This window comes from Streptomyces sp. NPDC058665, from assembly GCF_042714995.1.
Classification (GTDB): domain Bacteria; phylum Actinomycetota; class Actinomycetes; order Streptomycetales; family Streptomycetaceae; genus Streptomyces.
The window spans coordinates 89,485-113,579 of the sequence record NZ_JBHXRX010000016.1 but is presented as its reverse complement, the minus strand read 5'-3'; the positions used below and the strand labels follow the sequence as shown (position 1 = coordinate 113,579).

The window sequence follows — 24,095 nt, the reverse complement described above, 5'->3', positions numbered from 1 at the left end:
AAACTTTCCCTCTCTGCGGGCTCAGCCCAGCAGGACGTCGTCGTCGCCCAGCCGCTTCAGCTCGCGGTAGAGCAGAGCGATGCCGGTGACGATGGCGGCGGCGGAGACGGCGGCGTCGATCAGCCGCAGCGTGTCGTTGTCCTGACGGGCCATCCTGGCCTGCTTGGCGACGCTGATCGCGCCGAAGGCGGTCGTGCCGATCGACAGGTACACGCCGGACTTGGACTTCTTGAAGTTCTTGGCCTTCTTGGTCATTGCGCTCATAGCGACGGTGCCTCCTCCAACAGCGGATGTCCCCAGCGTTCCACGAACGCCGCCTCGACCGCCGCGCCTACCCGGTAGAGACGGTCGTCCTTCATCGCGGGGGCGATGATCTGCAGTCCGACCGGCAGCCCGTCCTCCGGCGCCAGTCCGCAGGGGAGCGACATGGCGGCGTTTCCGGCCAGGTTGGTCGGGATGGTGCACAGATCGGAAAGGTACATCGCCATGGGGTCGTCGGCGCGTTCACCGATGGGGAAGGCGGTGGTGGGCGTGGTGGGTGAAACGATCACGTCCACCTGCTCGAAGGCCTTCTCGAAGTCCCGCACGATCAGCGTGCGGACCTTCTGCGCCGAGCCGTAGTACGCGTCGTAGTAGCCGGAGCTGAGCGCGTACGTACCGAGCATGATGCGCCGCTTGACCTCGTCGCCGAAGCCGGCCGCGCGCGTGAGGGCGGTGACGTCCTCGGCCGAACGGGTGCCGTCGTCGCCGGCCCGCAGGCCGTAGCGCATGGCGTCGAAGCGCGCGAGGTTGGAGGAGCACTCGGAGGGCGCGATCAGGTAGTACGCCGAGAGGCCGAGGTCGAAGGACGGGCAGTCCAGCTCGACCACTTCGGCGCCGAGCTCCTTGAGGAGGTCGACGGACTCGGCGAACCGCTGCATGACGCCGGCCTGGTAGTGCTCACCGGAGAACTGCCGGACGACGCCGACGCGCATCCCGGCGACGCTGCCGTTGCGGGCGGCCTCGACCACCGGCGGGACGGGGGCGTCGATGGAGGTCGAGTCGAGCGGGTCGTGTCCGGCGATGACCTCGTGGAGGAGGGCCGCGTCCAGGACCGTACGGGCACACGGGCCGCCCTGGTCGAGCGAGGACGAGAAGGCGACCATGCCGTAGCGGGAGACGCCGCCGTAGGTGGGCTTGACGCCGACCGTGCCGGTGACGGATGCCGGCTGGCGGATCGAGCCGCCGGTGTCCGTGCCGATGGCGAGCGGTGCCTCGTACGCGGCCAGGGAGGCCGACGAGCCGCCGCCGGAGCCGCCGGGGATACGGGTGAGGTCCCAGGGGTTGCCCGTGGCGCCGTACGCGCTGTTCTCCGTCGACGACCCCATGGCGAACTCGTCCATGTTGGTCTTGCCGAGGATGACGACACCGGCCTCCTTGAGGCGCCGGGTGACGGTCGCGTCGTACGGCGGGATCCAGCCTTCGAGGATCTTGGAGCCGACGGTGGTGGGGATGCCCTCGGTGGTGAAGATGTCCTTCAGCGCGAGGGGCACACCGGCGAGCGGGCCGAGCTTCTCGCCCCTGGCCTTCCGCTCGTCCACGGCGCGGGCCTGCGCGAGGGCGCCCTCACGGTCGACGTGCAGGAAGGCGTGGACCTTCTCGTCGACGGCCTCGATACGGGCGAGGTGGGCCTCGGTGACCTCGACGGCCGTCAGCTCGCCGAAGGCGATCTTCTCGGCGATCTCGGCGGCGGTGAGCCTGATGATGTCGGTCTTGATGTCCGTCATGACTGTTAGTCCTCCCCCAGGATCTGCGGCACCTTGAAACGCTGCTGCTCCTGGGCCGGGGCGCCGGAGAGCGCCTGCTCGGGGGTGAGCGAGGGGCGTACCTCGTCCGCGCGCATGACGTTGGTCAGCGGCAGCGGGTGGGAGGTCGGCGGAACGTCTTGGTCGGCGACCTCGGATACGCGGGCGACCGCGCCGATGATGTCGTCGAGCTGACCGGCGAAGTGATCGAGCTCTTCGTCCTTCAGCTCCAGACGCGCCAGCCGTGCGAGGTGGGCGACCTCCTCGCGCGTGATGCCAGGCATTCAGCGATCCTCTGGGTGAGTGTCGGGATTTTGACCCAATCCTATGGGGCCCGGCACCGTGCCCACGAAACGGTTTCCCCCGGGCGCTCCCGTCCCGGCCGCGTACAGGCGTCCGTTGTCGGCGTCCCTTACTGGACGACGCGGCTGGAGGGACCCGACGCGTCGGTGCGCGGCGGCTCCAGGGCGGGTGTCGGCGACGGGCGGCGCCAGCCGGTCTCACCGCGGGCCAGCAGCCAGGACGTCGCCTCGTGCGGGGGCATCGCGGCTGCCACGAGCCAGCCCTGGACGGCGTCGCAGCCCAGGTCGCGCAGGCGCTCCCAGGTCTCGTCGTCCTCGACGCCCTCGGCGACGACCACCAGGCCCAGCGAGTGCGCCAGGTCGATCGTGCAACGGACGATCTCCGCGTCCTCGTTGTCGATGGCGAGACGGGCCACGAACGAACGGTCGATCTTCAGTTCGCTCACCGGGAGACGGCGCAGATGCACGAGCGACGAGTAGCCCGTGCCGAAGTCGTCGAGGGACATCTTCACGCCGTGGCCCGTCAGGCCCGCGAGGGTGTCGGCGGCCCGCTGGGGGTCCTCCAGCAGGACATGCTCCGTTATCTCCAGCTGGAGGGCGCCGGCCGGGACGCCGTGCCGGGCGAGCCGGGCGGCGACCGCGCCGGCGAAGCCGGGGGTGTGGACGTCGCGCGGCGAGACGTTGACGGCCACCGGTACGAACAGGCCCTGGGCGCGCCAGCGGGCGACCTGGCCGAGCGCCGACTCCAGCACGTACTCGGTGAGATAGGGCATCAGGCCCGAGGACTCGGCGATCGCGATGAACTCGTCCGGGGGCACCCTCCCCCGGTCCGGATGCACCCACCGTACGAGCGCCTCCAGGCCGACGACCTGGCCGTCGAAGCGGACCTTGGGCTGGTAGTGCAGCTCCACGTCGCCCGCGTCGAGCGCCCGGCGCAGATCGCCCAACAGGCCGAGCCGGTCGGGGGTGTTGGAGTCCCGCTTGGACTCGTACACCTCCACGCCCGTACGGTCCCGCTTGGCCTGGTACATCGCGACGTCGGCCCGCTGGAGCAGCCCCTCCGCGTCCACCGCGTGCTCGGGGTGGACGGCGACGCCGGCACTGGCCTCCAGGACGAGCGTCAGACCGTCCAGGTCGAGCGGCGAGGACAGTTCGGCCGCGAGATGGCGGGCCACGCGCTGCGCGCTGGTCGTGGAGTCGACCAGCGGCAGCAGTACGGCGAACTCGTCACCGCCGAGCCGCGCGGCCTCCGCCCCGCGCGGCAGAGCCAGTTTGAGCCGCTCCGCGATCTGCAACAGGAGTCTGTCGCCCGCGAGATGGCCGAGTGTGTCGTTGACGGAGCGGAACCGGTCGAGGTCGATCAGCACCAGCGCCGAGCGGGCCCCGAGGGTCTTGGCCTCCTCCAGCGCCGTCCAGGTCCGCTCCAGGAGCCACTGCCGGTTGGGCAGCCCGGTCAGGGGGTCGCGCAGCTGCTCCTCGGCGCGGGCCCTGGCGATCCACAGCGTGGAGTCGAGGGCGATCAGCGGGACGGCGAACAGGGGCAGGACGACCGGTCTGGACACGGCGACGACGCAGATCAGCGGAGTGATGCCGAGCAGTGCGACGGCGAGCAGACTCTGCCGCAGCAGGGCCGTACGGGCGACGGTCGGCAGGCCGCCGCCCTGCGGGGTCAGCGAATACCACAGGAGGAGGCGGGTCACCACCAGATAGGCCCCGGCCGCCAGCACGATCTCCGGGACGGTGCCGATCCCCCAGTGGAGGGGCTGCCAGGGCTCCGCGACGGTCGGTACGTCGCCGAAGGCGAGCAGGACCAGCGCCGCCGCCCCGATGCCGAGGATGTCCACGGCGCCGTGCAGCGCGCCCTGGCGCCAGCGGTGCCTGCGGGCGATGCCGACCAGTACCACGACGGCGAGGCTGACGAGGCCGGCGGCCACCCAGCCGTAGAGGAGCAGCACCGCGAGGGTGAGGGCGGCGCCGGAGCCGGTGCCGCCCCACCAGCGGTCGCGGCCGAGCGCGACGAGATGACCGACGACGATGCCGGTGAGGACGGCGAGCGACCAGCCGGTGGTGCCGTCCGGGAAGAGCGCCCGGCCGTCCCGGAGCTGCAGGACGATGCCGAGTGCCAGCACGAAGGCGGCGAGGCCCACCACGACGAGGCCCACTCCGGCCGACGTGCCTCCAACTCCCGCGAACGCGCGCGGGCGTGGGACCGGGGCGGCGGCGCTCTCGGTCGGTTTCATTCCCGTCCCTCTCACAGCCGGCAGTGCCATTACCACGCGATGGCACGTTGTCATGCCACCACGGCTGATTTCCCACACGCAGCCGTGCACGACAGGCGTACCCCTCAACAGTAGGCCGCGAACGGCGTCGGCGGGCAGCGCTCTACCGCTGTTGCCCGAATGCAACCCGCCCTTCCTTATCCATCTGGTATGCGCCGAACGGGTGACCTACGAGGGCTCGTTGTGCCCGTTCGGTCACTCTGCCGCACTCTCCGCAGACGCCTCGTCAGCCGTCTCCGGGGTGTCCTTGGCCGATTCCGGCTCCCCCTCCTCCGGGGCCTCCGGCGCCTGTAGGGCGGCCTCCCGCGCCGCGTCGGGGCCTTCCGCGAGCAGGACGGCGAACCCCGCCTCGTCGAGCACCGGCACCTTCAGCTGCATCGCCTTGTCGAACTTGGAGCCGGGGTTCTCACCGACCACCACGAAGGCCGTCTTCTTCGACACGGCGCCCGTGACCTTCGCTCCGAGCGTCTGGAGCGCCTCTTTCGCGCCATCCCTGGTGTGGTTGTCGAGCGTGCCCGTTACGACGACGGTGAGGCCCGCCAGCGGGCGCGGTCCCCGGTCCTCGTCGGTGCCCTCCTCCTCCATACGGACCCCGGCCTCGCGCCATTTGCGCAGGATCTCGCGGTGCCAATCCTCCTCGAACCACTGCTTGAGCGAGGCGGCGATGGTCGGGCCGACGCCCTCGACGGCCGCCAGCTCCTCCTCGGTGGCCTGTTCGATACGGTCGATGGACCGGAACTCCCGGGCCAGCGCGACCGAGGCGACCGGCCCCACGTGCCGGATGGAGAGCCCCGCGATGATGCGGGCCAGGGGGCGCTGCTTGGCGGCCTCGATGTGCTCCAGCATCGCCAGGGCGTTCTTCTTCGGTCCGCCCTCCTGGTTGGCGAAGACGGTGACGATCTTCTCCTCGCCGGTCTCCGGGTCGCGCTTGGGCAGACCGCTGTCCATGTCGAGCACATAGGCCTTGATGGGCAGCAGCTGGTCCACGGTGAGGGTGAAGAGGTCGCCCTCGTTGAGCAGCGGAGGCGTCGCCGGCTCCAGCGGCTTGGTCAGCGCGGCGGCGGCGACATAGCCGAAGTTCTCGATGTCCAGGCACTTGCGGCCGCCGAGATAGAACAGCCGCTCGCGCAACTGGGCGGGGCAGGAGCGGCTGTTGGGGCAGCGGAGGTCGATGTCTCCCTCCTTCATGGCCTGCAGCGCGGTGCCGCACTCGGGGCAGACGGCCGGCATCTCGAACTCGCGCTCGCTGCCGTCCCGCAGATCGGCGACCGGGCCGAGGATCTCCGGGATGACATCGCCCGCCTTGCGCAGCACGACCGTGTCGCCGATGAGGACGCCCTTGGCCTTCACCACCTCCTGGTTGTGGAGCGTGGCGAACTCGACCTGGGAGCCGGCGACCGTGACCGGCTCCACCACCGCGTACGGAGTGACCCGACCGGTGCGTCCCACACCGACCCGGATGTCCACCAGCTTGGTGTTGACCTCCTCCGGTGCGTACTTCCAGGCGATCGCCCAGCGCGGGGCGCGCGAGGTCGAACCGAGCCTCCCCTGGAGGGCGATCTCGTCCAGCTTGATGACGACGCCGTCGATCTCGTGCGCCACCGAGTGCCGGTTCTCACCGAAGTAGGTGATGAACTCCCGCACGCCCGCGAGGTCTTCGACGACCTTGTTGTGCTGGGCCGTCGGCAGACCCCACTCCTCCAGCAGCTCATAGGCGTGCGAGAGGCGGTCGATGTCGAAGCCCGCGCGTGCGCCGATGCCGTGCACCACCATGTGCAGCGGACGCGACGCCGTGATCCTGGGGTCCTTCTGACGCAGCGAACCCGCCGCCGCGTTGCGCGGATTGGCGAACGGTTTGTCACCGGCCCCGACCAGCCGGGCGTTGAGCTCCTGGAAGCCCTCCATGGGAAAGAAGACCTCGCCGCGGATCTCGACCAGCTCCGGGACGCGTTCGCCCTTCAGCCGGTGCGGGATCTCCGCGATCGTACGGACGTTGGGCGTGATGTCCTCGCCCGTGCGGCCGTCGCCGCGGGTCGCGGCACGCGTGAGTCTGCCCTGCTCATAGGTGAGATTGACCGCGAGTCCGTCCACCTTCAGCTCGCACAGGAGGTGGTAGCCCGGAGCGCCCACCTCCCTGTCGACGCGCTCCGCCCAGGAGGCCAGCTCCTCGTCGTCGAACGCGTTGTCCAGGGAGAGCATGCGCTCGCGGTGCTCGACCGCGGTGAACTCCGTCTCGTACGCCCCCGCGACCTTCTGGGTCGGCGAGTCGGGCGTACGCAGCTCCCCGTACTGCTCCTCCAGCGCCTCCAGGGCGCGCAGCAGCTTGTCGAACTCGCCGTCGCTGACGACCGGCTGGTCCTTCACGTAATACCGGAACCGGTGCTCCTCGACCTGCTCGGCGAGGTGCGCGTGCCGCTCCCGCGCTTCCGCGGGTACTGCCGTCTGCTGTTCGCCAGCCACCGTTTCGTCCTCCCGATTCACCGATTCACCGACCCACCGATTCACTGCGCCGACGTGTCGCCGCGAGCCCCGCGATCAGCACGACCCATCTCTCCGAATGTCACTCAGGGTTGTCCGCGAGAGACCGCGCCGCCCTGACACAGTGGTCCATGGCCGCACGCGCATACGCGGGCGAAGCACCCGCGAGCCCGCACGCCGGAGTGATCACCACGGACTCCGCCAGAATCCCCGGATCCAGCCCCAGCCTGCGCCACAGCGTTCTGATACCCATGACGCTACCTCCCGGGTCTGACAATGAGGTGTCAGTGCCCGGCACCACCCCGGCAAGGAGTCTCACGCCGCCCTCCACCGCCTCGCCGATCGCATCGTCGTCACGCTCGGTGAGTAGCGAGAAGTCGAACGAGACCGCTGCGGCCTCCGCCCGGCGCAGCAGCGCGAACGGCACGTCGGGGGCGCAGGAGTGCACGAGGGCGGGACCCTCGTGCGCCCGCATCACCTGGCGCAGCGTGTCCTCCACGACCTGCCGGTCCACCGCCCGGTGGGTGCGGTAGCCGCTGGCCGTCCTGATCTGCCCGCGCAGTACGGCGGTGAGGGACGGCTCGTCGAGCTGGAGCACCGGCCTGGCGCCCGGCACCCTGCGCCGTACGTCCGCGAGGTGCGCCGTCAGCCCCTCCACCAGGGATCCGGCCAGATCGCGGCAGGCTCCGGGGTCGCTGAGCGCCGACTCGCCGTTGCGCAGTTCCAGAGCCGCGGCGAGCGTCCACGGGCCGACGACCTGGATCTTGAGCGGGCCCTCGTAGCCCTGGGAGAACTCTTCGAGCGCGTCGAGATCCTCGCCCAGCCAGGACCAGGACCGCCGGGTGTCGCGGCCGGGACGGTCGCCGATCCGCCAGCCGCTTGGCTCCACACGGGCGAAGACCTCGACGAGCAGCCCGGCGGTCCGGCCGATCATGTCGGCGCCGGGGCCGCGCGCGGGCAGTTCGGCGAGGTGCGGGAAGTCCTCGAAGGTGCCGGTGACGGCCTTGGCCGTCTCACGGGCGTCGGTGCCCGGCATGGACCCGACGCCGGTGGCGGCGCCCCATACGGCCTTCGCCGGGACGTCGTTCGCGGCCTCGCCGGTCCGCCCCTCCGGCCGGGTCCCGTCGGTCCCGTCGGTCCCGTTGTCGGTCTGATTCACCGTCCTCATCGTCCCGGCCGCACCGTCAGGTCGTTGATCTCCGCGTCGCGCGGCAGGTCCAGGGCGGTGAGGATCGTCGTCGCGACCGACTCCGGGTCGATCCAGCGCGGGGCGTCGTACTCCTTGCCCTCCTGGCGGTGCACCTTGGCCTGCATGGGCGTGGCCGTACGGCCCGGATAGACCGAGGTGACACGCACGCCGTTCGGCCGCTCCTCCTGACGGAGGGCGTCGGCGAGCGCCTTGAGGCCGTGCTTGGAGGCGGCGTACGCGCCCCACATGGCATGGGCGTTCAGGCCGGCGCCCGAGTTGACGAAGATCACCTGCCCCTTGGCGGCGCGCAGTTGGGGCAGGAAGAGACGGGTCAGCTCCGCCGGCGCCAGAAGATTCACGTTCAGCTGACCGGTCCAGGTCTTGGGGGTGAGTTCCGCGACCGGGCCGAGCTCGACGACGCCCGCGAAGTGCAGGAGCGAGTCCAGCCGGTCGGGCAGCGTCTGGTGCGACAGCGCCCAGGAGAGCCGGTCGGGGGTCGCGAGGTCGCCGACGAGCGTACGGGCGCCGGGGAAGGCCGCGGCCAGCTCCTTGCCGCGGCCGGCGTCGCGCGAGAAGAGCAGCAGGTCGTCGCCGCGCTCGTGCAGCCGGCGCGCGACAGCGGCGCCGATGCCGGAGCCGGCGCCGGTGATCAGATGGGTAGCCATGGGGTCATGTTCGCATCACCCCATGGCGCGGCCCTACGGTCCCACCGGGGCCCCGCGCCTGGTCAGCGCAGACCGGCGGACTCCTCCAGATAGGCGAGGGCGCCCACCGCCTCCTCCGCGAAGAAGACCAGGTCGGTCAGGGGTACGGGGAGGAAGCCCTCGCTGTCCATCCGCTGGAACTGCGCCTTGAGCCCGTCGTAGAAGCCCGCCGTGTTGAGCAGCACCACGGGCTTGTCGTGCAGTCCGTGCTTCTTCAGTTCGAGGATCTCGGTCGCCTCGTCCAGCGTCCCCGTACCGCCCACCATGATCACGACGGCGTCGGACTTCGCGAGGAGCAGCGCCTTGCGCTCCGCGAGGTTCTCGGCGATCACCATCTCGTCGGCCCGCGCCCGCACGGAGGCGCCGAGGAAGCCCACGGAGACCCCGACGAGCCGCCCGCCCGCCTTCTCCACCCCGTCGGCGACGACCTTCATCAGCCCGACGTCGGAACCGCCCCAGACGAGCGTGTGACCGCCCTTGCCGATGAGTTCGGCGAACTCCCGGGCGGGGCGGGTGTAGCGCTCGTCCAGGTCGGCGGCGGAGAGGAAGACACAGATATCCATGGAGCCACGGTAACCGGGTGACCTCCTTGGGAAGAGGGCGTGGCCGGCCGTTGCTGACGGTAGAACGGACCAGCACGAGGAGCGGGACCGAAGCGGGACCGAAGCGGGACCGGATTCACCGAAGGAGCGGATCGCCATGGCCAAGGGCCACACCATCACCGTCGAGCAGGGCACCACGCATGTACGGGTCGTGCGCGACGGCCAGGTCGTCGCGGACAGCCGCCGGCCGTTGCTGCTACGCGAGACCGGACTGCCCGTCCGTTACTACCTGCCGCCGGAGGACGTACGCACGGAGCTGCTGACGCCCTCGGACACCACCACCCACTGCCCGTTCAAGGGCGACGCCTCCTACTGGTCACTGCCGGACGCGCCCGATCTGGTGTGGGCGTATCCCGAACCGAAGGACGAGGTCGCCGAGATCAAGAACCACTTCTGCTTCTACGAGACCGAGGTCGTCGCGGGCTGAGCGGCGGGCCCCGCGCCATGCTCGCCGCCGATGCCCGGTGCGGGCACGGGCGCGTGGGGTTCAGCGGATCGCGTCGTCCGGCAGCAGCGCGTGAACTCCCCACACCTGGTTGGCCACCTGCGTCACCCGCAGATCGACCGTCGTACTCGCCAGAGCCAGCGCCGTGGCCCGCTTCACCCCGTACAGCGACGTCATCCACGTCAGCATCGCGTCGAGAGCCCGCGCCGACGCCTCGTTGAGGTCCGCGTCGAAGCCGAAGGTGATCCGGCCGGCCGGGGTCACCGCGTGGGGCGTGGGGAGCGGCGGGGACGGCTGGAGACCGACGGTGAGCCGGGTCGTCATGCCGCACTCGACCGCCGTGCCTGAGACCTCGCCGTCGCCCTGCGCGGCGTGCCCGTCGCCGATGCTGAGCAGCGCGTCCGGCACAGTGACGGGGAGGAACAGGGTGGATCCGGCGACCAGTTCGCGGCAGTCGATGTTGCCGCCGCCGAGGGTGCGGGGCGGCGTCGTGGAGTGCTCGCCGGGTTCGTCCGGGGGTGTGCCGATGACGCCGAGGAAGGGCGCCAGGGAGATCGTGTGGCCGTACTGGTCCCTCCCGGTGCCGTTGTCCGCGTCCAGGTCCCACACGAGCCACTCGGAGTCTTCGTCGGCGATGCCCAGCCGGCGGTTGAGCGGGGTGTCGGACGTCGCCGCCGCGGTGAAGCCCCACGCGTCGGGGCGCAGGGACTCCAGCCGTACGGAGAGGGCCATGCCCGGCTCGGCGCCGCGTACGGCGACCGGCCCCACCAGGCAGTGGCCGCGGCGCTCGTCGAACATGCGCGGGACGGTCTCGTCCGCCGTACGGCGCCGCTCCAGATGACCCGAGCAGTCGAGGGTGTGGACGGTGAGGGTGTCTCCGGGGTCGACGGTGAGCACCGGGGGCAGTTCGCGCGAGAAGACGTCGCTCACCGTGCCGGGCGCGGAGTCCAGGAAGTGCTCGGCCACGGTGGGATCCCTTCGGTCGGCGGCGGGTCCGCGCCAGCCTCCCACAGAGGCGAGGGCGTGGCCCGGGGCCGTTGGGTGCTCAGGCGCTGCGCTCAGCCGCGGCGCACCGTGAACTCGGCCCGGCGTACGCGCAGTACGGTCCGGCCGCCCTCGGTCGAGACACGCGCGCCCTCGCACCGTGCCGGACCCTCCACCGCGACCACCGACTCCCCGCCGCCCGAAGCGCCTGCGCCGCCGAGCGCGCGGAACGTCGCGCGGCCGTCGGCGGCGCCGGTGAGTTCCGCCGTCGCGTACGCCACGCGCAGGCCGCCCACGTCCAGTCCGAGCGGCAGGATCGCCGCCGTACGACCGGGCAGATGCAGCTTCTCGCCGCCGAAAAGGGGCTTGCCGTTCTCGGTGACCGTGAAGTCCTGGTCGTATCCGGACGAGACGTTGAAGGCGTGCAGCAGCCGTCCGCGCTCGCCGTCCGCCGTCGTCAGCAGGAAGACTCCCGGGTCGGTCGCGCTGTGCCGGATGCCCGGGGTGGCGTCCAGGGCGCGGAAGGCACGTCCCCAGAAGGTGAGGTCGCACTGGTAGTCCGTGGTGATCACGACGGCTCGCCCCCCGCCGAGCGGGATGTCGAAGCCGCAGCCCTTGCCGGTGGACAGCTCGCGCAGCACCGTCCTGCCCCGCGTGGGCTCGCACAACTGGGCGCGTGACAGCCGTACTTCGGGGAGTGGCGCCGCCCAGTCGTGGGCGGTGACGGACAGCCAGAAACGGTTCGCGTCGGTGAGGGTGGAGCCGGCTTTCAGGCCCAGCGCGTCCGCGAGCACGGTGCAGCGCTTGTCGGCCATGTCCTTGACCGGCAGCCTCCCCGACAGGAGCAGCTTTCCGCCCGCCTCCGTAAAACGGACGAGGCGCCGCTGGAGTCCGGCCCCCAGATGCTCGCCGGTGGCCAGCGCGATCACCGGTACGTCCTTCGGGTCCGGATCGCCCGCCTGGAGGTTCACGCTCCGGTAGCGGAAACCGCCGAGCAGCATCGCGCGGGCCAGGGAGCCGCGCGGGCCCGCGCCGCGTGTGTTCACCGCTTCGTCCAGCACGCGCTGTACGGAGGCCAGTTCCGGCGGGTGGTACTCGGTCAGATAGTGGTCCGGTACGAAACCGAGCGCCACGTCGTCGTACGTCGTACGCATCGGCGCGAGGACGTCGGCGAGCCCGCCCATCGCGCGTACGGTCTCCCGCGTCGACGCGTAGCTGACGCCCGGCCGGCCCTCCGGATCGACCGGTGCGGCGAAGCCGTGCCGCTCGCCCGTGATGCCGATCCGGTCGTTCCCGTCGCCGGTCGGCTTGTCGAGCTTCGGGTTGAACCCGCCCGCGAACAGGTAGTAGTTGAGCATTTTCGCGCCCTGCGCGATACAGAGCCTGGTCTTGAGATCCACGCCCGACGGGCTGGTCTGCTGGTCCATGTTCTGCCCGTAGTCGGCGTGCCCGGCGTCGAACTCCAGCGCCGTGACCGGCTGGTCCTTGTCGTTGACCGCGTCCATGAAGGCGTTGATGAGATACAGGTCGGTGACATTGCGCAGGGTCAGATCGCCGAGGTAGAAGTCCGCGCCGGAGATCGTCCCCGCGATTCCCCCGTAGGTCTCCATGAGTTGGCTGATCCCGATGGGGAACGGTTCGGCGCGGCTGTCGGAGGTGCCGTGGATGTTGATCACGAACGGGACGCCGGTGACCCCGTACTCCTCGGCGGCGGTGCGCAGTTCGGCGACGTACCGCGCGAAGCGGCCCCGCATGAAGCGGCCCAGATCGTGCATCAGGGCCGCGCCGTAGGCGTCCTTCGGATTGCGGATCGCCTTGCGCCGCCCGGCGAGGTCCTCGCCCGCGAAGGGGTAGCGGGCGGCGAGTGAGTCCCCGTACTCCGTGCGCAGCCAGCCGTCGAAGTCCGCCGTCAAGTGGTCGGTGAGGTCGGGCGAGTTGCTGACCCAGGCCAGCATCCCGATCTCGTTGTCGAGCTGCACGGAGATGACGGGGCCGCCGCTGCCGTACAGCCGCTTCGCGAGGACGGGCATGACCGCCGCGTACCAGTGGCGCGTCTCCTTGAGGAAGGCGGGCGCGAGGTAGTCGACGGTGGGCGTGGTGGCGGGGGCGTCGTGCCAGCCGGTGGAGACGATCTCGGGGTGGTCGTCGCGCACCCGCTCGGGGACGCCCTCGCCCTTCAACTCGGCCATGGTGAAGGGGCCGGGGCGGGCGATGAAGAGGAAGCCGTTGCGGTGGCAGAGGTCGATGAAGGCGCCGAGGTCGCGCTCGGGGCGGGTACGGCCGGTGACGTCGATGGTGCCGTCTGGCAACTCGTGCCACATCCAGGGGATGTACGAGGCGATGGTGTTGAGGCCGGCGGCCTTGGCGCGGTCGAGCCTGGACTGCCAGTCCGCCTTCTTCAGGCGGAAGTAGTGGATCTCTCCGGCGAGGACGAGCGCGGGTTTCCCGCCGATGAGGATCTGCTTGTTCCGGTACGAGACGGAGCCGGCCGGGGTGGTGTCGCCGGGCGCGGCCGGGGTGGCCGGCGTCGCCTGGGCGGCTTCGGCGGCCTGGGCGTCGCGGGCGGACAGGCCGACGGTGGCGAGCGTACCGAGGGCGGCTCCGCCGAGGACGGTGCGGCGGCGTGGGGCGGGGGCGGCAGGCGTCATGGCGTCGTACTTCCTGGGGGGAGAGAAGAACGGGGGGCTCGGCGGAGCGGGCGGCAGCCGATGTATGCGCTGCCTGTATGCGCTTACACGAACCCTGGAGCAGGCCCCTCACGGGCCACAAGTGCCCGTCTGATCACGCTTGGGTAACGGGGCCGGCCGCCCGTGATCCCGACCGGCCCGTCAGCCGACCGGCCCCCGCGAGCCCGTCGGGCGCCCAGCCCGTCCCGTCAGGCGGTCAGGGCTTCCGTGCGCCGTGCCGTCGTCGCGATCGTGGCCGAGCCGACCACACGCGTGCCGTCGTACAGCACGATCGCCTGGCCCGGGGCCACGCCCCGTACGGGCTCCGCGAAGTCGACGCGCAGGGTGCCGTCGACCAGTTCGGCGGTGACCGGTGTCTCGTCGCCGTGGGCGCGCAGCTGGGCCGTGTAGGCGCCGGGGCCGGACGGGGCCGTACCGCCGCACCAGCGGGGCTTGATGGCCGTCAGCGCGGTCACGTCGAGGGCGGCGGCGGGGCCGACCGTCACCCTGTTGTCGACGGGCGAGATGTCCAGCACGTAGCGCGGCTTGCCGTCCGGCGCCGGGTGGCCGATCCGCAGGCCCTTGCGCTGGCCGATCGTGAACCCGTGGGCGCCCTCGTGCGTACCGACCTTGGCCCCGGACTCGTCGACGATGTCCCCCTCCGCCTTGCCGAGACGGGCGGCGAGGAAGCCCTGGGTGTCGCCGTCCGCGATGAAGCAGATGTCGTGGCTGTCGGGCTTCTTGGCGACGGCCAGGTCGCGGCGCTCGGCCTCCGCGCGGATCTCGTCCTTCGTGGTGAGGGTGTCCCCGAGCGGGAACATGGCGTGCGCGAGCTGGCGCTCGTCGAGCACACCGAGGACGTACGACTGGTCCTTGGCCATGTCGCTCGCGCGGTGCAGCTCACGGGTCCCGTCGGGGCCGGTGACGACCGTCGCGTAGTGGCCGGTGCAGACGGCGTCGAAGCCGAGCGCGATCGCCTTGTCGAGCAGCGCAGCGAACTTGATCTTCTCGTTGCAGCGCAGACACGGGTTCGGGGTGCGCCCGGCCTCGTACTCGGCGATGAAGTCCTCGACGACATCCTCACGGAAGCGCTCGGCGAGGTCCCATACGTAGAAGGGGATGCCGATGACGTCGGCGGCCCGGCGTGCGTCGCGGGAGTCCTCGATGGTGCAACAGCCCCGCGCGCCCGTACGGAACGACTGCGGGTTCGCGGAGAGCGCGAGGTGGACACCGGTGACGTCGTGGCCGGCTTCGGCGGCACGGGCGGCGGCGACGGCGGAGTCCACGCCGCCGGACATGGCGGCGAGCACACGGAGAGGGCGCTGGGGTGTCTGAGTCATAGCCACACCAGCGTACGGGTGCCGGGGAACCAGAGTCGCGCGAGTATCCGTTGTCGGTCCATGGGCAAGAGAAGGCGGGGGGCCGTGAGCGGTGACATCCCGGGCGCGGGCGGCTCGGACGAGGGCGGGACGCCGGCCGGCGACGGGCCGGTGAGCGACGGGGGCGGGGACGGTGGACGTCGGGGCGGGGGTCCGGGGATCGGCCGGCGCACGCTTCTGATCGGCGGCGCCGCCGTGCTGGTGGGCGGCGGGGCGAGCGCGGTGGTGGCGGGCCAGGACCAGGCGACCCGGCTCTGGTATCGCGTGCCGGGCGTGGAGAAGCCGCGCAAGCCGGGTGAGCTCGATCACGCGGGCGCCGAGTGGGTGGCGGCGTCGTCGGCGAACTGGCGCCGGGCGGACCGGCCCGACGACTACGCCGTGGACCGCGTGATCATCCACGTCGTGCAGGGCAGCTACCGGACCGCGCTCAAGGTCTTCAAGGACCCGGCGCACCAGGCGGCCACGCACTACGTGGTGCGCAAGGACGGGCATGTGGCGCAGATGATCCGCGAGCTGGACGTGGCGTACCAGGCGGGGAACCGCTCGTACAACGAACGCGGCGTCGGCATCGAGCACGAGGGCTTCGTGGACCGGCCGGAGGACTTCACGGACGCGATGTACGCGTCGTCGGCGCGGCTGACGGCGGGAATCTGTGAGCGGTACGGGATACCGGTCGACCGGAAGCACATCATCGGCCACGTGGAGGTCCCGGGCACGGACCACACGGACCCGGGGCCGCACTGGGACTGGGAGCGGTACATGAAGCTGGTGCGGGCGGAGCGCGCGTCGCGGTAGCGGGAGCTGGAGCTGGGTTGCTGTTCGTTGCCGGGAGCGGGGGGCGGGGCCTCCGGAGGGGTATGTCCGGACGGCATGATTTACGGCGCGTGCCCTGTTCGTTGGACCCGACGAGACGTTCTTGTTCACGCGCCACAAATCAGCCTGAGTGTCCGAACACACCCCTCCTCCGACCCCGCCCCCCTCACGCCGCCACGACACCCGCCACAACCGGATGGGTGGCCCGGCGCCGTACCCGTCCGCAGGTTGAGAGGGGGACGCGCAGGGGTCGTGTCCGGACACTCAGGCTGATTTGTGCCGCGTGGACGACCCGGCTCCCAATACACCAACGAGCGTGGCACGCGGCGTAAATCACGCCGTCCGGGCATGACCCCGGAGCGGCACCCGGACACCGGCCGCAACCCAGCCAGCCTCCGGCCGGAGAGACGCTAGCTCAGACCCGCCGTCCTCGCCCGCTCCACCGCAGGGCCGATCGCCGACGCGACCGCCTTGACGTCCGCCTCCGTAGAAGTGTGGCCGAGGGAGAACCGCAGGGTGCCGCGCGCCAGTTCGGGGGCGGTGCCGGTGGCCAGCAGTACGTGGCTGGGCTGGGCCACCCCCGCCGTACAGGCCGATCCCGTCGAGCACTCGATCCCCTGCGCGTCCAGCAGCAGGAGCAGCGAGTCGCCCTCACACCCCGGGAAGCTGAAATGGGCGTTGGCGGGGAGGCGGTCGACCGGGTCGCCTCCGAGGATCGCGTCCGGAACGGCCTTCCGTACGGAGGCGATCAACTCGTCCCGCAGAGCGCCGATGTCACGCGCGAACTCGCCGCGCCGTTCGGCGGCGAGCCGCCCCGCGACGGCGAACGCGGCGATGGCGGGGACGTCGAGGGTGCCCGAGCGCACATGGCGTTCCTGGCCGCCGCCGTGCAGGACGGGGACGGGGGTGTACTCACGGCCGAGGAGAAGCGCGCCGACGCCGTAGGGGCCGCCGACCTTGTGGCCGGTGACGGTCATCGCGGCGAGCCCGGATGAGCCGAAGTCGACCTCGGTCTGGCCGAACGCCTGGACGGCGTCCGAGTGCAGCGGAACCCCGAACTCGGCCGCGACCTCGGCGAGTTCGCGTACGGGGAGGATCGTGCCGATCTCGTTGTTCGCCCACATGACGGTGGCGAGGGCCACGTCGTCGGGGTTGCGCTCGATGGCCGCGCGCAGGGTCTCGGGCGAGACCCTGCCGTATCCGTCGACGGCCAGGTACTCGACGTTCGCGCCCTCGTGCTCGCCGAGCCAGTCGACGGCGTCGAGGACCGCGTGGTGCTCCACGGGGCTGGCGAGTACGCGCGTCCTGGCCGGGTCGGCGTCCCGGCGCGACCAGTAGAGGCCCTTCACCGCGAGGTTGTCGGCCTCCGTGCCGCCGGAGGTGAAGACGACCTCGCTGGGCCGGGCGCCGAGGGAGTCGGCGAGGCCTTCGCGCGCCTCCTCGACGGTACGCCGGGCCCGCCGCCCGGCGGCATGCAGCGAGGACGCGTTGCCGACGTCGGCGAACCGGGCGGTCATCACCTCGATCGCCTCGGGAAGCATCGGGGTGGTAGCGGCGTGGTCGAGATAAGCCATGGTGGTGCCGATTCTACGAGCCGCGGTGGCTGCCGGTCGCGGTGGGCGGGGGTGGAACGGGGGTTTGGAGCGGTACGGAGCGCTCCCGCAGGGGTGGCACGACGGGTCGCGGCTGAAGCCGAGATATTTGTCACCGCCGAACCGGATCGCCGGTTCGACACCCCGCACCACCGGAGACGAGCGCGCGACGCCCGCCGGCTCCCGGGCCCCGGCCGCTGTCAGACCCGGCACGTAGCGTGGCGGGCATGGATGGATGGACTCTCGACCGCACGTATCGCAGCTCGGCCAATGACGTCCGGTGGGGAGTTCTCGGGCCCGCCGACGGACCGCCCGTCGTGCTGCTGCACGGGACGCCGTTCTCGTCGTACGTATGGCGGGACCCCGCGCGGGCCCTCGCGCGGCGGCATCGCGTGTACGTGTGGGACATGCCCGGGTTCGGGGCGTCGGAGATGCGGCGGGGGCAGGACGTCTCGCTCGGCGCGCAGGCGCGGGTCTTCGGCGAACTGCTCGGGCACTGGGGGCTGGAGCGGCCCGCGGTCGTCGCGCACGACTTCGGGGGATGCGTCGCCCTGCGCGCGACGCTGCTGCACGGGGCGCGGTACGAAAGGCTGGCGCTCGTCGACCCCGTGGCACTCGCGCCCTGGGGGTCTCCCACGTACCGGCTCCTCGGTGAACACGGCCATGTCTTCGGCCGGTTGCCGCCCGGACCGCATCGGGCGCTCGTGCGGGAGTACGTCGGTTCGGCCAGCCACCCCGGGCTGCGCCCCGACGTCCTGGACGCGCTGGTGGAGCCCTGGTGCACCGAGGCGGGGCAGCCCGCGTTCTACCGGCAGATCGCCCAGAACGACCGGCGTTTCACCGACGAGATCGAGGGCCGGTACGGCGAGTTGGACCTGCCGGTGCTGATCTGCTGGGGCGAGGAGGACACCTGGATCCCGCACGAGAAGGGGCGGCAGCTCGCCGGGCTGGTCCCCGGGGCCGAGCTGCGTCTCGTCGCGGGCGCGGGCCATCTCGTACAGGAGGACGCGCCCGCCGAACTCACCCTGGCCCTGGCCGACTTCCTCCGTCCGGCTCCATGACCGCGACGACGGCCCCGCTACCGCGCCCCCGGCACCCTCGTCTCGCGAGGGGCCCTGGCCAGCTGGCGGGCCTGGGCCACCAGGCGGTCCGCGCTGTCCCAGACGTCCGCGTCCTCCTCCAGATAGCCGCCGGCCAGATTCCGCGTGGTGACGAAGACCCGCAGCGGCCCCGGCGCGGGGCGGCAGCGGATGTGCGTGGTCAGTTCGACGGTCGGGGTCCAGCCCATGAGCCCGAGATCGAAGGCGGTCGGCGGGAAGGCGTCCACCGTCAGCAGCAGCGAGAGCGGGTCCGGCTCACGGCCGTCGGCCAGCGAGAACCAGCCGCGCATCTCGCCCTTGCCGGACGGGGCGCCGATCGCCCAGCCCGCGGTGGCCGGGTCCAGCCTGATCAGCACACGCCGCGCGAAGCCCGAGTCGTCGGGAAAGGCGGCGGGCCCGTCCTCCGTACCGAGGCACTGCTCGGACGGTGGCAGTGCGGGCGGCTTCACCGAGGTGCGGACGTCGTCGCCGAGCGAGTCCAGCGAGCCGTACGCGGCCATGACCCGGACGCGTTCGACCTCGGTGCCGTCCGCCTCGTACTGGAAGAGCGACGCCTGGCCCGTGGCGAGGCTCCGGCCGGTGCGCACCGTCTCCGTACGGACGACGGCGGGGCCGGGCTTGGACGGGGTCAGATAGTGGGCGGTGACCGTGAACGGATCGGGGTGCGGCAGCGCGTCACGCAGGGCGCGGGCCACGATCGCCAACAGATAACCGCCGTTGACGGCGGAAAGGATCGTCCAGCCTTCGGAGAGGTCGGCGTCGTAGACGCCCGGCTCGCGGAGGGTGACGGAGGTGTCCCGGTCGAACTCGCTGTCCGCGGAGGACGTCCGCGCTGCCTGTGCTGTCCGCGCTGCCTGTGCCATGACCAGAACAGTACAACAAAGCAATACTGAGCGGTAGCTTAGATGTTCGGTTCCGTCGGCCCCTCGGCGGCCGTCGAGCGGCGGTTGTACGCGCGCGGCGCCCGCCAGTGGAAGCGCATCGCCAGCAGCCGCAGCACAAACGCGGTGACGACCGCGAGCCCGCTCGTCAGCCCGGTCAGCGCGTCGAGACGGATACAGATCACCACCATCGTCGCGCCGACGATCGCGGGCACCGCGTACAGGTCGCGGTCCCAACGCAGCAGTGACGGGACCTCGTTGGCGAGCACGTCGCGCAGCACACCACCGCCCGCGGCCGTCGCGAGGCCGAGTGCGGCGGACGGGACGAGGCCGAGCCCGTACTCGTGCGCCTTCACCGTGCCCGTGACGCAGAACAGCCCGAGCCCCGCCGCGTCGAAGACGTTCACCGCGCCCTGGATGCGCTCGACATGCGGATGCAGGAAGAAGACCAGGACCGTCGCGACCAGCGGCATGGTGAAGTAGCCGAGGTCGGTGAAGGCCGCGGGCGGTACGGCTCCGATGACCAGGTCCCGGAGCAGCCCGCCGCCCAGCCCGGTGACCTCGGCGAGCACCGCTATCCCGAAGACGTCGAAGTTCTTGCGGACGGCCAGCAGGGCGCCGGATATCGCGAAGACGAAGATGCCCGCGAGGTCGAGCGAGTGCTGGACGGAGGGGGTGAACAGTTCTTCGAACACCAGACCGTTCTACACCGTGAACAAAGCGCCAGGTCAAGCGCCGGCACCCCTCACGTTCCCCGTCTCACACCGGCTCCGTCAGTGCCCCCGGCTCCGTCTCCGTCACAGCCGCGATCCCGGTCGCCCTCGTCCGCTCCACCGTCCCCGCCTCGATGTCCGCCGCGAAGTGGCACGCCACCCGGTGGCCGTCCCCCACCACCGTCAGCTCCGGCCGCTCCGTCGCGCACCGCGTCTCCTGCTTCCACGGGCAGCGGGTGTGGAATCGGCACCCCGCCGGCGGGGCCGCCGGGGACGGCAGATCGCCGTGGAGCAGGATGCGTTCGCGGCGGTCCTCCAGGTCCGGGTCGGGCACCGGCACCGCCGACATCAGCGCCTTCGTGTACGGGTGCCTCGGCTCCGCGTACAGCGCGTCGCTCGGTGCCTCCTCCACCAGCGAGCCCAGATACATGACGCCGATGACATCCGAGATGTGGCGGACCACGGCCAGGTCGTGGGCGATGACGAGATAGGTCAGGCCCTTGGACTCCTGGAGCTCCTCAAGGAGGTTGATCACCTGCGCCTGGATGGAGACGTCGAGCGCGGAGACCGGCTCGTCGCAGATGATCACGTCCGGTTCGAGGACGAGCGCCCGCGCGATACCGATGCGCTGGCGCTGGCCGCCGGAGAACTCGTGCGGATAGCGCGAGAGCGCGTTCGCCGGCAGGCCGACCTCCGCGAGGATCTTCTTGATCCGTTCGCGGCGCTCCTCCTGGTCCGCCCCGATGCCGTGCGCCGCCATGCCCTCGGCCAGGATCGACTCGATGTTCTGCCGGGGGTTGAGGCTGCCGAGCGGGTCCTGGAAGACCATCTGGAGGCGGTGCCGGATCCGCCGCATCTCCTCGTCCGGCAGCTTCGCCAGATCCGTGCCGTCGAAGACGACCTCGCCCTCGGTGATGTCGACGAGGCGCAGGACCGCCCGGCCGAGGGTGGTCTTGCCGCAGCCCGACTCGCCGACCAGGCCGTACGTCTGACCCGCCTCGACCTTCAGCGAGACACCGTCGACGGCGTAGACATGGCCGACCGTACGGTCGAAGAAGATGCCCTTCTTGACGGGGAAGTGGACCTTGACACCGTCCAGTTCGAGCAGACTCATGAGGAGACCTCCGCCGTGCCGGTGGCAGCCTCCGCCGGCAGGACCGGGTTGACGCAGCGCACCTGGTGGCCCGGTGCGCGCGGTTCGGTGAGTTCCGGTGTGCCCGTCAGGCACTCCATCGTGTAGAAGTCGCAGCGGGGCGCGAACGCGCAGCCGTCGGCCCAAGCGATCTTGTCGTTGATCGACCCGCGGATCGGCCTGAGCGGGTCGCCGCGCGGTGCGTCGAGACGCGGGATGGAGCCGAGCAGACCGTGCGCGTACGGATGGGTGGGGTGCGCGAACAGTTCTCGGCGGCCGGCCGTCTCCACCGCCCGCCCCGCGTAGAGCACGTTGACCTGGTCGCACAACCCGGCGACGACGCCCAGGTCATGAGTGATCATCAGAAGCGCCGTGCCCTGCTGGTCTACCAACTCCTTGAGGAGTTCGAGGATCTGGGCCTGGATGGTGACGTCGAGCGCCGTCGTCGGCTCGTCCGCGATCAGCAGGCGCGGCGCGCACGCGACCGCCATGGCGATGAGCGCGCGCTGCCGCATGCCGCCGGAGAGCTGGTGCGGGTACTCCTTCAGCCGCCGGTCCGGGTCGGGGATCCCCACCCGGTCGAGCAGCGAGGCGGCCTCCTTACGGGCCGGCTCGCCCTTCAGCCCGCGGTGGCGGCTCAGGATCTCGGTGACCTGAACGCCGATGGGGACGACCGGGTTGAGCGAGGAGAGCGGGTCCTGGAAGATCATCGCGAGCTGGCTGCCGCGCAGATCGCGGATCTTCTTCTCGCCCATGGAGAGCAGGTCCGCGCCGTCGAACTCCGCGCGCCCGCCGACGCTCACCCCCTTCCCCGGGAGCAGCCCCATCAGGGCGAGCGCGGTCACGGACTTGCCGCAGCCCGACTCGCCCACCAGTCCTACGACTTGGCCCTCGGCGACATCGAAGGAGACACCGTCGACGGCCTTCGTGCCGAGCCCTCGGCCGGCACCCCGCCCCCTTCCCTGCCCCGCGAAGGTCACCGACAGCGCGTCAACCGACAGTAGCGACATAGGATTTCAGCCTCGCAGCTTCGGATCGAGGGCTTCCCGCATCGCCTCACCGAGCAGCGTGAAGCCAAGAGCGGTGACGATGATCCCGACCGCCGGATAGACCGACATCATCGGCGCGTTGTCGAAGAAGCGCTGCGCCTGCGACAGCATCACGCCCCACTCCGGGATCGCCGGGTCCGGATTGCCGAGCCCCAGATAGGACAGGGCGGCGGCCTCGATGATCGCGGTGGCGAGGCTGAGCGTCGCCTGGACGATCACCGGGCTGAGCGAGTTGGGCAGGATCTGGGTGAGGACGATACGGCGCTTGCGGATGCCCACCGCCTTGGCCGCCAGGACATGGTCCGAGCTGCCCTGCGCGAGCATCGAACCGCGCAACAGCCGTGCGAACACCGGCACTTGCACCACGCCCACCGCGATCATCACGGTGGTCAGCGACTGGCCGAGCACGGCGGCGACGGACACGGCCAGCAGCAGCGAGGGCAGCGCCAGCATGATGTCGGTGACGCGCATGATGACGGTGTCCACGCGCTTGCCCGGCTCCCCGCCGAGCGTCGCCGCCGCGCCCGACACGGCGCCGATGACCGCGCCGGCCACCAGCCCGATGAGCATCGAGACGACGCCCACGAGCAGGGTCTGCCGGGCGCCGACGAGCATCCGGGAGAACTCGTCGCGGCCGAGATGGTCGAGACCGAACCAGTTCTCGCCGCGGGGTCCGACGAAGCGCCCCTGGTTGGGGAAGACTTCGCCGCGCCAGTCCTGGGCGGTGGGGCTGTACGGGGCGAGCCACGGGCCGACGATCGCGATCACCACGAACAGGCCGATCACGACGCCGCCGATGATCGCCGCCTTGTTGGCGCGCAGCCGCCGGAACGCCTCGCGCCAGAGGCCGGCGCCGGAGGTGGTCTCGGTCCGCTCGGTGAGCTGCGCGAGCCGGTCGATCTTGTCGGCCTTCTTCGTCACGCCGGGCGTGCTGCCGGCGCCGGGGTTGGCGTTCACGTCAGTGCACCCGCACTCTCGGGTCGATGAGGCTGTACGCCACGTCGACCAGCAGATTGATCAGGACGTACACGAGCGCGATGAAGAGGATGAAGCCGACGAGCACGGGATAGTCACGTGCGTCGATCGACGTACGGATGAACGATCCGATCCCGCCGAAGGTGAACACCGACTCGGTCAGGACGGCGCCGGACAGCAGACTGCCGGTCAGCAGACCGACCGCGGTGATCACCGGCAGCAGCGCGTTGCGCAGGACGTGCCGGGCGCGTACGACGCGCTTGTCCAGGCCCTTGGACTCCGCCGTACGTACGTAGTCCTCGCCCAGCACCTCCAGCACGCTGGCCCTGGTCATCCGCACGATGACGGCGAGCGGGATGGAGGCGAGCGCGAGCGCCGGCAGCACCAGATGCATGATCGCGTCCCACGAGGCGTCGAACTCACCGGTCAACAGGCCGTCCAGGACGGCGAATCCGGTGACTTTCGTCGCGTCGATACCGGTCGAGAGCCGGCCGTAGCTCGGGAAGATCCCGAGGTTGACGGCGAAGAGCCCTTTGAGGAGCAGCGCCAGGAAGAAGACCGGCACGCAGATGCCGAGCAGCGAGCCGGACACCGCCGTCACATCGAGCCAGCTGCCGCGGCGCCGGGCGGCGAAGTAGCCGAGCGGAATGCCCACCACGATCGCGATGGCCATGGCGGCGACGCCGAGTTCGACGGTCGCGGGGAAGCGCAGGGTGAATTCCTCCCACACCGGCCTGCCGGTCTGAGTGGAGGTGCCGAGGTCGAGCTGGAAGATCCGCTTGATGAACCGTCCGTACTGGACCCATACCGGCTCGTCGAGCCCCAACGCCCGGTTGATGCGGGCCACTTCGGCCTCGGTCGCGCGCTCGCCGAGGATCGCCGACGCGGGTCCGCCGGGCAGCCGGTTCAGCCACAGGAAGAGCAGAACCGACAGACCGAGCAGGGTGGGTATCAGCTGCAGCAGTCGTCGTGCGACGAGTCTCAGCACCCCGCGTGCCCCTTTCTTCGGTGTGTGAGGACGGGACCTG

At 71.1% G+C, this 24,095-nt stretch carries 21 protein-coding genes; 3 read left to right on the top strand and 18 right to left on the bottom strand.

From position 1 onward, the window contains the following. Positions 1–21 precede the first annotated feature (21 nt). The 8 genes from ACFWV8_RS13120 to ACFWV8_RS13085 form a co-directional block, all read right to left on the bottom strand. On the bottom strand, positions 22–264 hold the full coding sequence (locus ACFWV8_RS13120) for a hypothetical protein (RefSeq protein WP_329381154.1): 243 nt from the start codon (positions 262–264) through the stop codon (positions 22–24). Next, entirely contained in the window at positions 261–1,766 is a 1,506-nt protein-coding gene (gene gatA, locus ACFWV8_RS13115; protein WP_384200479.1) for an Asp-tRNA(Asn)/Glu-tRNA(Gln) amidotransferase subunit GatA, read from the bottom strand. Before gatA ends, ACFWV8_RS13120 begins: the two co-directional genes overlap by 4 nt. Positions 1,767–1,771: 5 nt before the next feature. Beyond that, positions 1,772–2,068 carry an Asp-tRNA(Asn)/Glu-tRNA(Gln) amidotransferase subunit GatC gene (gene gatC, locus ACFWV8_RS13110; protein WP_016642027.1) on the bottom strand — a complete coding sequence of 99 codons (297 nt, stop codon included), beginning with the start codon at positions 2,066–2,068 and terminating at the stop codon, positions 1,772–1,774. 128 nt (positions 2,069–2,196) lie between these two features. Then, entirely contained in the window at positions 2,197–4,326 is a 2,130-nt protein-coding gene (locus tag ACFWV8_RS13105) for a putative bifunctional diguanylate cyclase/phosphodiesterase (RefSeq protein ID WP_384200477.1), read from the bottom strand. Between the two features lie 234 nt (positions 4,327–4,560). After that, complete coding sequence (gene ligA / locus ACFWV8_RS13100; RefSeq protein WP_384200475.1) at positions 4,561–6,825, bottom strand: NAD-dependent DNA ligase LigA; 2,265 nt, start codon at positions 6,823–6,825, stop codon at positions 4,561–4,563. 100 nt (positions 6,826–6,925) lie between these two features. Beyond that, positions 6,926–8,002, bottom strand: a complete 1,077-nt coding sequence (locus ACFWV8_RS13095; RefSeq protein WP_384200473.1) for a methionine synthase — start codon at positions 8,000–8,002, stop codon at positions 6,926–6,928. A gap of 5 nt (positions 8,003–8,007) precedes the next feature. After that, complete coding sequence (locus tag ACFWV8_RS13090; RefSeq protein ID WP_329381165.1) at positions 8,008–8,697, bottom strand: SDR family oxidoreductase; 690 nt, start codon at positions 8,695–8,697, stop codon at positions 8,008–8,010. Positions 8,698–8,759: 62 nt separating this feature from the next. Beyond that, positions 8,760–9,299: a TIGR00730 family Rossman fold protein gene (locus ACFWV8_RS13085; protein WP_384200471.1), complete on the bottom strand. Its 540-nt coding sequence runs from the start codon at positions 9,297–9,299 to the stop codon at positions 8,760–8,762. A gap of 136 nt (positions 9,300–9,435) precedes the next feature. Between ACFWV8_RS13085 and ACFWV8_RS13080 the strand changes: the two genes are divergently transcribed. Continuing rightward, positions 9,436–9,765, top strand: a complete 330-nt coding sequence (locus ACFWV8_RS13080) for a DUF427 domain-containing protein (protein ID WP_384200469.1) — start codon at positions 9,436–9,438, stop codon at positions 9,763–9,765. A 60-nt stretch (positions 9,766–9,825) separates the two neighbouring features. On the opposite strand, the gene ACFWV8_RS13075 is transcribed toward ACFWV8_RS13080, so the two are convergent. From ACFWV8_RS13075 to mnmA, 3 genes are all read right to left on the bottom strand, one after another. Continuing rightward, on the bottom strand, positions 9,826–10,749 hold the full coding sequence (locus tag ACFWV8_RS13075; RefSeq protein WP_384200467.1) for an acetamidase/formamidase family protein: 924 nt from the start codon (positions 10,747–10,749) through the stop codon (positions 9,826–9,828). A 92-nt stretch (positions 10,750–10,841) separates the two neighbouring features. Next, entirely contained in the window at positions 10,842–13,415 is a 2,574-nt protein-coding gene (locus ACFWV8_RS13070) for a beta-galactosidase (RefSeq protein WP_384200465.1), read from the bottom strand. Between the two features lie 227 nt (positions 13,416–13,642). Then, positions 13,643–14,773 (bottom strand): tRNA 2-thiouridine(34) synthase MnmA, encoded by a 1,131-nt coding sequence (mnmA, locus tag ACFWV8_RS13065; protein WP_384200463.1) that lies wholly within the window; start codon positions 14,771–14,773, stop codon positions 13,643–13,645. Between the two features lie 150 nt (positions 14,774–14,923). On the opposite strand from mnmA, the gene ACFWV8_RS13060 reads away from it, so the two are divergent. Then, a complete protein-coding gene (locus ACFWV8_RS13060) occupies positions 14,924–15,607 on the top strand; it encodes an N-acetylmuramoyl-L-alanine amidase (RefSeq protein ID WP_384200527.1) in 684 nt (227 codons plus the stop codon). A 428-nt stretch (positions 15,608–16,035) separates the two neighbouring features. On the opposite strand, the gene ACFWV8_RS13055 is transcribed toward ACFWV8_RS13060, so the two are convergent. After that, positions 16,036–17,199: a cysteine desulfurase family protein gene (locus tag ACFWV8_RS13055; RefSeq protein ID WP_384200461.1), complete on the bottom strand. Its 1,164-nt coding sequence runs from the start codon at positions 17,197–17,199 to the stop codon at positions 16,036–16,038. A 245-nt stretch (positions 17,200–17,444) separates the two neighbouring features. Between ACFWV8_RS13055 and ACFWV8_RS13050 the strand changes: the two genes are divergently transcribed. Further along, positions 17,445–18,278 carry an alpha/beta fold hydrolase gene (locus ACFWV8_RS13050; RefSeq protein WP_384200459.1) on the top strand — a complete coding sequence of 278 codons (834 nt, stop codon included), beginning with the start codon at positions 17,445–17,447 and terminating at the stop codon, positions 18,276–18,278. Between the two features lie 17 nt (positions 18,279–18,295). On the opposite strand, the gene ACFWV8_RS13045 is transcribed toward ACFWV8_RS13050, so the two are convergent. The 6 genes from ACFWV8_RS13045 to ACFWV8_RS13020 all read right to left on the bottom strand — a co-directional run bounded on the left by ACFWV8_RS13045 (position 18,296) and on the right by ACFWV8_RS13020 (position 24,055). Beyond that, entirely contained in the window at positions 18,296–19,180 is an 885-nt protein-coding gene (locus ACFWV8_RS13045) for a thioesterase family protein (RefSeq protein WP_384200456.1), read from the bottom strand. 38 nt (positions 19,181–19,218) lie between these two features. Continuing rightward, positions 19,219–19,893 (bottom strand): trimeric intracellular cation channel family protein, encoded by a 675-nt coding sequence (locus ACFWV8_RS13040; RefSeq protein WP_384200454.1) that lies wholly within the window; start codon positions 19,891–19,893, stop codon positions 19,219–19,221. Positions 19,894–19,957: 64 nt separating this feature from the next. Further along, a complete protein-coding gene (locus tag ACFWV8_RS13035; RefSeq protein WP_384200452.1) occupies positions 19,958–21,025 on the bottom strand; it encodes an ABC transporter ATP-binding protein in 1,068 nt (355 codons plus the stop codon). Next, positions 21,022–22,053: an ABC transporter ATP-binding protein gene (locus tag ACFWV8_RS13030; RefSeq protein WP_384200450.1), complete on the bottom strand. Its 1,032-nt coding sequence runs from the start codon at positions 22,051–22,053 to the stop codon at positions 21,022–21,024. Before ACFWV8_RS13030 ends, ACFWV8_RS13035 begins: the two co-directional genes overlap by 4 nt. Before the next feature lie 6 nt (positions 22,054–22,059). Beyond that, entirely contained in the window at positions 22,060–23,013 is a 954-nt protein-coding gene (locus ACFWV8_RS13025) for an ABC transporter permease (RefSeq protein ID WP_384200525.1), read from the bottom strand. A gap of 37 nt (positions 23,014–23,050) precedes the next feature. Next, a complete protein-coding gene (locus ACFWV8_RS13020; protein WP_384200448.1) occupies positions 23,051–24,055 on the bottom strand; it encodes an ABC transporter permease in 1,005 nt (334 codons plus the stop codon). Positions 24,056–24,095 lie beyond the last annotated feature (40 nt).

Coding starts and splice junctions, on each gene's coding strand:
- ACFWV8_RS13120 (WP_329381154.1), bottom strand. CDS start 264: ATGAGCGCAATGACCAAGAAGGCCAAGAACTTCAAGAAGTCCAAGTCC.
- gatA (WP_384200479.1), bottom strand. CDS start 1,766: ATGACGGACATCAAGACCGACATCATCAGGCTCACCGCCGCCGAGATC.
- gatC (WP_016642027.1), bottom strand. CDS start 2,068: ATGCCTGGCATCACGCGCGAGGAGGTCGCCCACCTCGCACGGCTGGCG.
- ACFWV8_RS13105 (WP_384200477.1), bottom strand. CDS start 4,326: ATGAAACCGACCGAGAGCGCCGCCGCCCCGGTCCCACGCCCGCGCGCG.
- ACFWV8_RS13090 (WP_329381165.1), bottom strand. CDS start 8,697: ATGGCTACCCATCTGATCACCGGCGCCGGCTCCGGCATCGGCGCCGCT.
- ACFWV8_RS13085 (WP_384200471.1), bottom strand. CDS start 9,299: ATGGATATCTGTGTCTTCCTCTCCGCCGCCGACCTGGACGAGCGCTAC.
- ACFWV8_RS13080 (WP_384200469.1), top strand. CDS start 9,436: ATGGCCAAGGGCCACACCATCACCGTCGAGCAGGGCACCACGCATGTA.
- ACFWV8_RS13070 (WP_384200465.1), bottom strand. CDS start 13,415: ATGACGCCTGCCGCCCCCGCCCCACGCCGCCGCACCGTCCTCGGCGGA.
- mnmA (WP_384200463.1), bottom strand. CDS start 14,773: ATGACTCAGACACCCCAGCGCCCTCTCCGTGTGCTCGCCGCCATGTCC.
- ACFWV8_RS13055 (WP_384200461.1), bottom strand. CDS start 17,199: ATGGCTTATCTCGACCACGCCGCTACCACCCCGATGCTTCCCGAGGCG.
- ACFWV8_RS13050 (WP_384200459.1), top strand. CDS start 17,445: ATGGATGGATGGACTCTCGACCGCACGTATCGCAGCTCGGCCAATGAC.
- ACFWV8_RS13045 (WP_384200456.1), bottom strand. CDS start 19,180: ATGGCACAGGCAGCGCGGACAGCACAGGCAGCGCGGACGTCCTCCGCG.
- ACFWV8_RS13035 (WP_384200452.1), bottom strand. CDS start 21,025: ATGAGTCTGCTCGAACTGGACGGTGTCAAGGTCCACTTCCCCGTCAAG.
- ACFWV8_RS13030 (WP_384200450.1), bottom strand. CDS start 22,053: ATGTCGCTACTGTCGGTTGACGCGCTGTCGGTGACCTTCGCGGGGCAG.